Raw genomic sequence first — 9,405 nt, forward strand, 5'->3', positions numbered from 1 at the left:
TGTGGGCTTTCTATACATGGTGTGGCTATTTCGTCTGGGCAATGGCGCGATACATCTGGGTGATGAGCCGGATCCCCGATGCCCCCGTGTCGGGATTTGAAAGTGATTTAGGATCTACCGCGGGGAAGTGGTTAGGAGCATTGGTCGGATTTCTGTTTATGGCCCTGGTTGGTGCCTTGTTAGGCGGCATTGCATGGTACACCCGACCTCGTCCCGCACGTTGCAGACGCTATGAATAAAAACTGCTAAGGTTGCGACTCTTTGGCAACGGAGCGCGTATGGAGTTACAACACTGGCAGGCACAGTTCGAGAACTGGTTGAAAAACCATCATCAACATCAGGACGCGGCGCATGACCTGTGTCATTTTCGCCGTGTCTGGGCTACGGCACAGAAACTGGCGGCAGATGACGATGTCGATATGCTGGTGATTTTAACCGCCTGTTATTTTCACGATATCGTGAGCCTGGCAAAAAATCATCCGCAACGGCAGCGTTCTTCAATCCTGGCGGCAGAAGAGACGCGTCGCCTGCTCCGTGAAGAGTTCGTGCAATTTCCGGCGGAGAAAATTGAGGCCGTTTGTCATGCCATTGCCGCTCACAGTTTCAGCGCGCAAATCGCCCCCTTAACAACGGAAGCTAAAATCGTCCAGGATGCGGATCGGCTGGAAGCCCTGGGGGCGATTGGCCTGGCGCGCGTATTTGCCGTTTCAGGGGCATTGGGCTTGGCGCTGTTTGATGGCGAAGATCCGTTCGCACAGCATCGCCCGCTTGATGATAAACGCTACGCGCTGGATCATTTCCAGACAAAGTTACTGAAATTACCGCAAACCATGCAAACCGCAAGAGGCAAGCAGCTGGCACAGCACAACGCGCAATTTTTAGTCGAGTTTATGGCGAAGCTCGGTGCCGAACTGGCGGGGGAGGATGAAGGTATCGATCACAAGGTGATAGATGCGTTTTCACCCGCTGGCTGAGCGCGTGGCCCTAAACGGCAGTAATTATGTTAACCTGTCGGCCATCTCAGATGGCCGGTTAAATCTATGCAGGAAAATATATCAGTAACCGATTCATACAGCACCGGGAATGCCGCACAGGCAATGCTGGAGAAACTGCTGCAAATTTATGATGTTAAAATGCTGGTGGCGCAGCTTAATGGTGTGGGTGAGAATCACTGGAGCGCGGCAATTTTAAAACGTGCGCTGGCGAATGACTCGGCATGGCACCGTTTAAGTGAGAAAGAGTTTGCCCATCTGCAAACGTTGTTACCCAAACCACCGGAACATCATCCGCATTATGCGTTTCGCTTTATCGATCTATTTGCCGGAATTGGCGGCATCCGTCGTGGTTTTGAATCGATTGGTGGACAGTGCGTGTTTACCAGCGAATGGAACAAACATGCGGTACGCACTTATAAAGCCAACCATTATTGCGACCCGGCGACGCATCATTTTAATGAAGATATCCGCGACATCACCCTCAGTCATCAAGAAGGCGTGAGTGATGAGGCGGCGGCGGAACATATTCGTCAACACATTCCTGAACACGATGTTTTACTGGCCGGTTTCCCTTGTCAGCCATTTTCGCTGGCTGGCGTATCGAAAAAGAACTCGCTCGGGCGGGCGCACGGTTTTGCCTGCGATACCCAGGGCACGCTGTTCTTTGATGTGGTGCGCATTATCGACGCGCGTCGTCCGGCGATGTTTGTGCTCGAAAACGTCAAAAACCTGAAGAGTCACGATAAGGGAAAAACGTTCCGCATCATCATGCAGACGCTGGACGAACTGGGCTATGACGTTGCCGATGCAGAAGATAACGGGCCGGACGATCCGAAAATCATCGATGGTAAACATTTCCTGCCGCAGCACCGTGAACGCATCGTGCTGGTGGGTTTTCGTCGCGATCTGAATCTGAAAGCCGATTTTACTCTGCGTGATATCAGCGAATGTTTCCCTGCACAGCGAGTGACGCTGGCGCAGCTGCTGGACCCGATGGTTGAGGCGAAATATATCCTGACGCCGGTGCTGTGGAAGTACCTCTATCGATATGCGAAAAAACATCAGGCGCGCGGTAACGGCTTCGGTTATGGAATGGTTTATCCGAACAATCCGCAAAGCGTCACCCGTACGCTGTCTGCTCGTTATTACAAAGATGGCGCGGAAATTTTAATCGATCGCGGTTGGGATATGGCCACGGGTGAGAAAGACTTTGACGATCCGCTGAATCAGCAACATCGTCCACGTCGGTTAACGCCTCGTGAATGCGCGCGCTTAATGGGTTTTGAAGCGCCGGGAGAAGCGAAATTCCGCATTCCGGTTTCGGACACTCAGGCCTATCGCCAGTTCGGCAACTCGGTGGTCGTGCCGGTCTTTGCCGCGGTGGCAAAACTGCTTGAGCCAAAAATCAAACAAGCGGTGGCGTTGCGTCAGCAAGAGGCACAACATGGTCGACGTTCACGATAAGGCCACCCGCAGCAAAAATATGCGCGCGATTGCCACGCGTGATACGGCGATTGAGAAGCGCCTCGCCAGTTTGTTAACCGGGCAGGGCCTTGCGTTTCGCGTTCAGGACGCCAGTCTGCCCGGACGCCCGGATTTTGTCGTTGATGAATATCGCTGCGTGATATTTACCCACGGCTGCTTCTGGCATCATCATCACTGCTATCTGTTTAAAGTGCCTGCGACTCGAACTGAGTCCTGGCTGGAGAAGATAGGTAAAAATGTTGAACGCGATCGCCGCGATATCAGTCGCTTGCAGGAGCTCGGCTGGCGCGTACTGATTGTCTGGGAGTGTGCGTTACGTAGGCGCGAGAAGCTGACGGATGCGGCGCTTACCGAGCGTCTGGAAGAGTGGATCTGCGGCGAAGGTGCCAGCGCGCAGATCGACACGCAGGGGATTCATTTACTCGCTTGATGCATCCTGAATAACTGGTGCGACAACGGGTTTGGCTGGGAAGAGATATTTTCCCAACGTGACCAGTACCACCGCGAAAACAATTACGCCGAGCGCCAGCCATTCAATCTTCGACAGCGTTTCGCCACCCAGTCCCGTACCCAGCAAGACCGCGACCACCGGGTTAACGTAGGCGTAGCTGGTGGCGAGAGCCGGACTGACATTACGGATTAAATACATATAAGCGTTAATGGCGATAATCGAACCAAACAGCGCCAGATAGCCGACCGCAAGGAAGCCTGACAGGGAAGGGAGCGCCGTCAGTTTTTCACCCGCAATCATCGATGCGATCATTAACACCACGCCTGCCGCCAGCATCTCAATCGCACCCGCCATCATCCCTACAGGTAAGGTAATGCGCGAGCCATAAACTGAGCCAAACGCCCAGCTAATCGAGCCGATTAAAATCAGAATCGCGCCCCACGGATTGCCGCTTAAATTTCCACCGCTATTGAGCATGATGATTCCGGCAAGCCCAATGGCAATACCCACCCATTCCAGTTTGCGCGTTTTAATGCCAAACAGGCGACTGAAGCACAGGGTAAAGAGGGGCACGGTTGCAATCACTACGGCGGCGATGCCGGAAGGAACATTTTGATGTTCGGCAACCGTCACCATGCCATTACCGACAGCCAGCAATAACAGGCCAATCAGCGCGGCATTGAGCAGCGGACGTAGCGGGGGAAGTTTGTGTCCGCGCAGTAGCAAAAATGCCAGCAATAAAATACCGGCTGCCAGGAATCGAATGCCCGCCATCATTAACGGAGGCCAGCTTTCCACGCCAATCCGAATGACAAAATAGGTTGAGCCCCAAATGATATACAACGCAAACAGCGCGCCAAAAAGCGGTAACAACTGGCGGAAACGCATAATCCCTCACGGCGGAAATAAAAAGGTGGTTCATAGTAAACGTGAAAATCATTCTGCTGGCGAGAGATATAATTGCACTTGATTGTTAAATAAATGTTGACCTGTGAAGCAAGTATCAGAGCTGCCGTTTTTGCTTCATACTTACACCCTTCAACAATAAAAATGAGAGGGAATGCTTTTGGCCGGGAGTAGTTTACTGACGTTGCTCGATGATATCGCCACACTGCTGGACGATATCTCTGTGATGGGCAAACTGGCGGCGAAGAAAACCGCCGGTGTATTAGGGGATGATTTATCGCTCAATGCGCAACAAGTTTCAGGCGTGCGGGCCAACCGGGAACTTCCCGTGGTCTGGGGCGTGGCGAAAGGATCGCTGATCAATAAAGTGATTCTGGTGCCGCTGGCGCTGATCATCAGTGCGTTTATCCCGTGGGCGATTACGCCACTGTTGATGATTGGTGGCGCGTTTCTCTGCTTTGAAGGGGTAGAGAAAGTGCTGCATATGCTGGAGGCGCGTAAACATAAAGAAGATCCAGCGCAGAGCCAGCAGCGTCTGGAGAAGCTGGCGGCGCAGGATCCGCTGAAGTTTGAAAAGGACAAAATTAAAGGGGCGATTCGTACCGATTTTATTTTGTCTGCGGAAATCGTCGCCATCACGCTGGGGATTGTGGCAGAGGCGCCGTTGCTTAATCAGGTGCTGGTGCTTTCAGGCATCGCGCTGGTAGTGACCGTGGGCGTCTACGGTCTGGTAGGGGTTATCGTTAAGATTGATGACCTAGGGTATTGGCTGGCGGAAAAATCCAGCGCGCTGATGCAGGCATTAGGTAAAGGGTTATTGATTATCGCGCCTTGGCTGATGAAAGCATTATCGATTGTCGGCACGCTGGCGATGTTCCTCGTCGGCGGCGGGATTGTGGTACATGGTATTGCGCCGCTGCATCACGCGATTGAACATATCGCCGGGCAGCAAAGTGCAGTGGTGGCGATGATATTACCGACTGTTTTAAATCTGATTCTTGGATTTATCATCGGCGGCATCGTGGTGCTGGGAGTGAAAGCAGTAGCGAAAATGCGCGGTCAGGCACATTAATACTCGCACTGGCTATTATGCAAAATTCGCCATCTTCAACTAAGGTGAACAAGTTTCACTCGAAAAAAGGAGGCGAGTATGAGCTTTATGGTTAGTGAGGAAGTTACGGTTAAAGAGGGCGGCCCGCGGATGATTGTCACTGGATACTCCAGCGGTATGGTTGAGTGTCGTTGGTATGACGGTTACGGGGTCAAGCGGGAAGCTTTTCATGAAACCGATCTTGTTCCGGGGGAGGGGAGTCGTTCTGCGGAAGAAGTTTGAAAGGGTATCATTAACACCAGGCCGGATCACATCCGGCCTGGTGTCCCAATGCCTGCAATGAATGATAGTCGCGTCTTATCATGCCACCATTATAAAATTATCGCTGTTTTGCGGTACGCTATTGCCGGGTTATGCCAGAATCATAAAAAAGCAGGTTGGGAGTCGTCAGGGTGCAGCACGAGACAAAAATGGAGAACCAGAGCTGGTTGAAAAAACTCGCACGCCGCCTGGGGCCCGGTCATGTCGTTAATCTCTGCTTTATCGTGGTATTGCTTTTTTCCACCTTGCTCACCTGGCGTGAAGTGGTGGTGCTGGAAGATGCCTATATCTCCAGCCAGCGTAATCATCTGGAAAACGTAGCCAACGCGCTCGATAAGCATTTGCAGTATAACGTCGACAAACTGATCTTTTTGCGTAATGGCATGCGCGAAGCTCTCGTGGCGCCACTGGATTTCACCTCTCTGCGTAATGCCGTAACCGAGTTCGAACAGCATCGCGACGAGCACGCCTGGCAAATCGAACTCAACCGACGGCGCACCCTGCCAGTCAATGGCGTATCGGATGCATTAGTCAGCGAGGGGAATTTCCTGTCTCGCGAAAATGAAAGCCTCGACAATGAAATTACCGCTGCACTGGAAGTTGGTTACTTGCTGCGACTGGCGCACAACTCCTCGTCGATGGTTGAACAGGCGATGTATGTCTCGCGTGCTGGATTTTACGTTTCGACGCAGCCGACCTTGTTTACACGCAATGTACCAACGCGTTATTACGGCTATGTTACCCAACCCTGGTTTATCGGCCATTCGCAACGAGAAAATCGTCACCGCGCGGTACGCTGGTTCACTTCGCAACCGGAACACGCCAGCAATACTGAACCGCAGGTTACCGTCAGTGTTCCGGTAGACAGTAATAACTACTGGTATGGCGTGCTGGGGATGAGTATTCCCGTGCGTACTATGCAGCAATTTTTAAGAAACGCCATCGATAAAAACCTCGATGGTGAGTATCAGCTCTATGACAGTAAGCTGAGATTTTTGACCTCTTCCAATCCTGACCATCCAACAGGGAATATTTTTGATCCTCGTGAACTGGCCTTGCTGGCGCAGGCAATGGAACATGACACGCGGGGCGGCATTCGTATGGACAGTCGCTATGTTAGCTGGGAACGTCTGGACCATTTCGACGGTGTGCTGGTGCGCGTCCATACGCTAAGCGAAGGCGTGCGCGGCGATTTCGGCAGTATCAGCATTGCATTAACCCTGCTGTGGGCGCTCTTTACCACCATGTTACTCCTCTCCTGGTATGTGATTCGCCGGATGGTCAGCAACATGTATGTTCTGCAAAGCTCGTTGCAGTGGCAGGCGTGGCACGACACCTTAACGCGTTTATATAACCGTGGCGCACTGTTCGAAAAAGCCCGTCCGCTCGCTAAATTGTGTCAGACGCACCAACATCCTTTTTCTGTCATTCAGGTCGATCTTGACCATTTTAAAGCGATTAATGACCGCTTTGGTCATCAGGCGGGCGACCGTGTTCTTTCTCATGCTGCCGGATTAATTAGCAGTTCCTTGCGTGCGCAGGACGTTGCCGGGCGGGTCGGTGGTGAGGAGTTTTGTGTGATTCTGCCAGGCGCGAATCTGACGCAGGCTGCGGAGGTCGCAGAACGTATTCGCCTGAAGTTAAATGAAAAAGAGATGCTGATCGCCAAGAGTACAACGATACGCATCAGTGCCTCGCTGGGGGTAAGTAGCAGCGAGGAAACCGGTGATTATGATTTTGAACAACTCCAGTCATTGGCCGACCGTCGGCTTTACCTCGCAAAACAGGCGGGGCGCAATCGGGTATTCGCGAGCGATAACGCTTAACGGGCGGAGAAAAAATGGTCCAGCCCTTCACGCCAGCCTTCCGGTCCTTCACGCTGCGTTCGCCAGACGCGGGCCGGATCCTCATCATGCAGATGTACCCCTTCACGGTTTAGCCCTTTCACAATCACCGCGTAATCCATTACCTCCAGTAAAGGCGCATCGTTTGGCCCATCGCCCAGGCCAAGTGTGGTTGGGCGTCTGCCTGACAATTGTTGATAGGTCGCGATAATCCAGTTGGCAGCCTGATCTTTTCCGGCAGAGGCATCCAGTACGTGCCAGAAGCGCGCACCCTGCATAAACTGTAAGCCCAGTTCGTTCAGACGAGCGATAAATTGTGCCATACGCTCGTCACTGTCGCGCCAGATTAGCGTTACCGACGCCTCATGCAGCTGCGTCAGCGCCGCATAGCTACGGCTTAATCCCGTCCATTCGGCAATGGTTGCATCGTCGACATCATCAAAAGTCGTGAATTTAAAATGTTCTTTCTCGCGTAGCGTATTTAAAACCTGGCAGATTTCGCCATGGCTAATACCTGAGATGATGCGTGGAAAACCGTCTATATCCTGCCATTGTTCAGCAAGCTGGATCACTGCGCCATTCTCTGCAATCAGCGGTAAGCCTTGTAGCCCCAACATTTTTTGCAAGTACAGCATTTCCGCTGAAGTTTTACTGCTACAGAGAATGACGGGAATATTGGCTTCGTGTAAACGGCTGAGCCAGGGGGCTGCCGGTTGCCAGTCATAACTATGACTGTCCAGCAGGGTGCCATCAAGATCGCTAAAAACCAGTAGTGGTTGTTGAATTGAAAACATGGTCGCGCAGTACTCCCCTTACCAGGATGATTCTCAAAACAGCACAAATAATCAAAGATGATTTTTTCGGGAGCGATCCCGTTGACACCAGAGCCACCAAGGGGTGACGCGCGTCACATTTCTATTCATAAGTAGCGTTAATCATTCATAGCGCGAATATTTTCTTGTCAGCGAAAAAAATTGCAGATAAGGTGATGAACACATCAGATTTCCTGGTGTAACGAATTTTTTAAGTGCTTCTTGCTTAAGCAAGTTTCATCCCGACACCCTCAGGGTCGGGATTTTTTTATTGTGCATTCAACGATTCACTTCAGAGACGCTGAAGTCATGAATATCCAGTTCGAAGGCATCCGCCAATTCACGCCATGTATGATATTCACGTCCATCGACGCTAACGTGTTCAGAATCGTTCTGGCTGCGATGAACTTCGCTTTCGCTAATTTCATTGATCGCCGCCAGCAGGGCATCGACATCGACGCTGACCTCACGTTTTGCGGTATCGCTGTACACTTTTGCGGTTTTCATCATCTTTCCTCGCAACCGTTACTCTGTTGTTGCCGCCAGTCGTTAAGTCCGCTTGGCATCTCTTAAGTATAGACCGTCGAGAAAATCAGCACTCGCGCGCGCTTGGCGCTGCCAGAAAAACGAAATTGTTCTACACTGGCACAAAGCCACAGGAGGAAAACGATGAAGGTGAATGATCGGGTAACAGTCAAAACGGATGGCGGTCCGCGTCGTCCTGGAGTGGTACTGGCAGTTGAGGAGTTTAGTGAAGGCACAATGTACCTGGTTGCGCTGGAAGACTACCCGCTCGGCATCTGGTTCTTTAATGAAGCAGGGCATCAGGACGGTATCTTTGTTGAGAAAGCAGAGTAATCTTATTCAGCCTGACTGGTGGGAAACCACCAGTCAGAATGTGTTAGCGCATGTTGACAAAAATACCATTAGTCACATTATCCGTCAGTCGGACGACATGGTAGATAACCTGTTTATTATGCGTTTTGATCTTACGTTTAATATTACCTTTATGCGATGAAACGGTCTTGGCTTTGATATTCATTTGGTCGGAGATTTGAATGGTTCCCTGACCTGCCATCCACATTCGCAACATACTCGATTCGGTTCGGCTCAATGATAACGTCGGCATATTTAAAAACGAGGTTATCGTTGTCTCTTTTTTCAGAATATCGCCAAGGATATCGTCGAGAGATTCCGGTTTAATCGATTTAGAACTGATCAATAAATTTTTTCTGACCAATAGATATTCATCAAAATGAACATTGGCAATTGCCATAAAAACGATAAATAACGTATTGGGATGTTGATTAATGATGTGCTTGATGCGCTGACTGTTAGAAGCATCGTGGATGAAACAGTCCTCATTAATAAACACCACTGAAGGACGCTGTGAATCACAAGCTATGGCAAGGTCATCAACGGTTTCAATGTCGTTGATTTCTCTTTTTTTAACCCCTCTACTCAACAGATACCCGGTTAAACCTAGTCGGGTGTAACTACATAAATCCATAATAATCGTTGACATGGCATACCCTCACTC

At 50.9% G+C, this 9,405-nt stretch carries 12 protein-coding genes; 8 read left to right on the forward strand and 4 right to left on the reverse strand.

Going from position 1 to position 9,405, the window contains the following annotated elements; genetic code table 11:
* The 4 genes from drpB to vsr form a co-directional block, all read left to right on the forward strand.
* Positions 1 to 239: cell division protein DrpB (gene drpB / locus ACUU1M_RS16670; protein ID WP_449144166.1), on the forward strand; the 239-nt coding region annotated here is incomplete at its 5' end.
* A gap of 39 nt (positions 240 to 278) precedes the next feature.
* Entirely contained in the window at positions 279 to 974 is a 696-nt protein-coding gene (locus ACUU1M_RS16675; protein ID WP_152029019.1) for a phosphohydrolase, read from the forward strand.
* A 66-nt stretch (positions 975 to 1,040) separates the two neighbouring features.
* Positions 1,041 to 2,459, forward strand: coding sequence for a DNA-cytosine methyltransferase (gene dcm / locus ACUU1M_RS16680; RefSeq protein WP_001157215.1), 1,419 nt, complete (start codon positions 1,041 to 1,043; stop codon positions 2,457 to 2,459).
* Positions 2,440 to 2,910, forward strand: a complete 471-nt coding sequence (gene vsr / locus ACUU1M_RS16685) for a VSPR family DNA mismatch endonuclease (RefSeq protein WP_000228689.1) — start codon at positions 2,440 to 2,442, stop codon at positions 2,908 to 2,910. Before dcm ends, vsr begins: the two co-directional genes overlap by 20 nt.
* Here the strand turns inward: vsr and yedA are convergent.
* On the reverse strand, positions 2,899 to 3,819 hold the full coding sequence (gene yedA, locus ACUU1M_RS16690; protein ID WP_001212209.1) for a drug/metabolite exporter YedA: 921 nt from the start codon (positions 3,817 to 3,819) through the stop codon (positions 2,899 to 2,901). The genes vsr and yedA overlap by 12 nt on opposite strands.
* A 172-nt stretch (positions 3,820 to 3,991) precedes the next feature.
* Here yedA and ACUU1M_RS16695 point away from each other — a divergent pair, with 172 nt between their 5' ends.
* The 3 genes from ACUU1M_RS16695 to dgcQ all read left to right on the forward strand — a co-directional run bounded on the left by ACUU1M_RS16695 (position 3,992) and on the right by dgcQ (position 7,035).
* A complete protein-coding gene (locus ACUU1M_RS16695) occupies positions 3,992 to 4,909 on the forward strand; it encodes a DUF808 domain-containing protein (protein ID WP_000922688.1) in 918 nt (305 codons plus the stop codon).
* Positions 4,910 to 4,987: 78 nt separating this feature from the next.
* Positions 4,988 to 5,170 (forward strand): YodC family protein, encoded by a 183-nt coding sequence (locus ACUU1M_RS16700; protein ID WP_000009302.1) that lies wholly within the window; start codon positions 4,988 to 4,990, stop codon positions 5,168 to 5,170.
* Between the two features lie 170 nt (positions 5,171 to 5,340).
* Positions 5,341 to 7,035, forward strand: coding sequence for a cellulose biosynthesis regulator diguanylate cyclase DgcQ (gene dgcQ, locus ACUU1M_RS16705; protein WP_094185444.1), 1,695 nt, complete (start codon positions 5,341 to 5,343; stop codon positions 7,033 to 7,035).
* On the opposite strand, the gene ACUU1M_RS16710 is transcribed toward dgcQ, so the two are convergent.
* On the reverse strand, positions 7,032 to 7,847 hold the full coding sequence (locus tag ACUU1M_RS16710; protein WP_152029018.1) for a mannosyl-3-phosphoglycerate phosphatase-related protein: 816 nt from the start codon (positions 7,845 to 7,847) through the stop codon (positions 7,032 to 7,034). The genes dgcQ and ACUU1M_RS16710 overlap by 4 nt on opposite strands.
* A gap of 297 nt (positions 7,848 to 8,144) precedes the next feature.
* Positions 8,145 to 8,372, reverse strand: coding sequence for a peroxide/acid resistance protein YodD (yodD, locus tag ACUU1M_RS16715; RefSeq protein WP_005048789.1), 228 nt, complete (start codon positions 8,370 to 8,372; stop codon positions 8,145 to 8,147).
* 162 nt (positions 8,373 to 8,534) lie between these two features.
* On the opposite strand from yodD, the gene dsrB reads away from it, so the two are divergent.
* Positions 8,535 to 8,723 carry a protein DsrB gene (dsrB, locus tag ACUU1M_RS16720; RefSeq protein WP_000867216.1) on the forward strand — a complete coding sequence of 63 codons (189 nt, stop codon included), beginning with the start codon at positions 8,535 to 8,537 and terminating at the stop codon, positions 8,721 to 8,723.
* Positions 8,724 to 8,766: 43 nt separating this feature from the next.
* Here the strand turns inward: dsrB and rcsA are convergent, their stop codons facing one another.
* Positions 8,767 to 9,390 (reverse strand): transcriptional regulator RcsA, encoded by a 624-nt coding sequence (rcsA, locus tag ACUU1M_RS16725; RefSeq protein WP_000103994.1) that lies wholly within the window; start codon positions 9,388 to 9,390, stop codon positions 8,767 to 8,769.
* Between the last annotated feature and the right edge of the window lie 15 nt (positions 9,391 to 9,405).

The organism is Shigella sp. SIG6 (assembly GCF_053555815.1).

Excerpts from the sequence above, each read along its gene's own strand:
- ACUU1M_RS16675 (WP_152029019.1), top strand. The coding sequence starts at position 279 with ATGGAGTTACAACACTGGCAGGCACAGTTCGAGAACTGGTTGAAAAAC.
- dcm (WP_001157215.1), top strand. The coding sequence starts at position 1,041 with ATGCAGGAAAATATATCAGTAACCGATTCATACAGCACCGGGAATGCC.
- vsr (WP_000228689.1), top strand. The coding sequence starts at position 2,440 with ATGGTCGACGTTCACGATAAGGCCACCCGCAGCAAAAATATGCGCGCG.
- yedA (WP_001212209.1), bottom strand. The coding sequence starts at position 3,819 with ATGCGTTTCCGCCAGTTGTTACCGCTTTTTGGCGCGCTGTTTGCGTTG.
- ACUU1M_RS16695 (WP_000922688.1), top strand. The coding sequence starts at position 3,992 with ATGCTTTTGGCCGGGAGTAGTTTACTGACGTTGCTCGATGATATCGCC.
- ACUU1M_RS16700 (WP_000009302.1), top strand. The coding sequence starts at position 4,988 with ATGAGCTTTATGGTTAGTGAGGAAGTTACGGTTAAAGAGGGCGGCCCG.
- ACUU1M_RS16710 (WP_152029018.1), bottom strand. The coding sequence starts at position 7,847 with ATGTTTTCAATTCAACAACCACTACTGGTTTTTAGCGATCTTGATGGC.
- yodD (WP_005048789.1), bottom strand. The coding sequence starts at position 8,372 with ATGAAAACCGCAAAAGTGTACAGCGATACCGCAAAACGTGAGGTCAGC.
- dsrB (WP_000867216.1), top strand. The coding sequence starts at position 8,535 with ATGAAGGTGAATGATCGGGTAACAGTCAAAACGGATGGCGGTCCGCGT.
- rcsA (WP_000103994.1), bottom strand. The coding sequence starts at position 9,390 with ATGTCAACGATTATTATGGATTTATGTAGTTACACCCGACTAGGTTTA.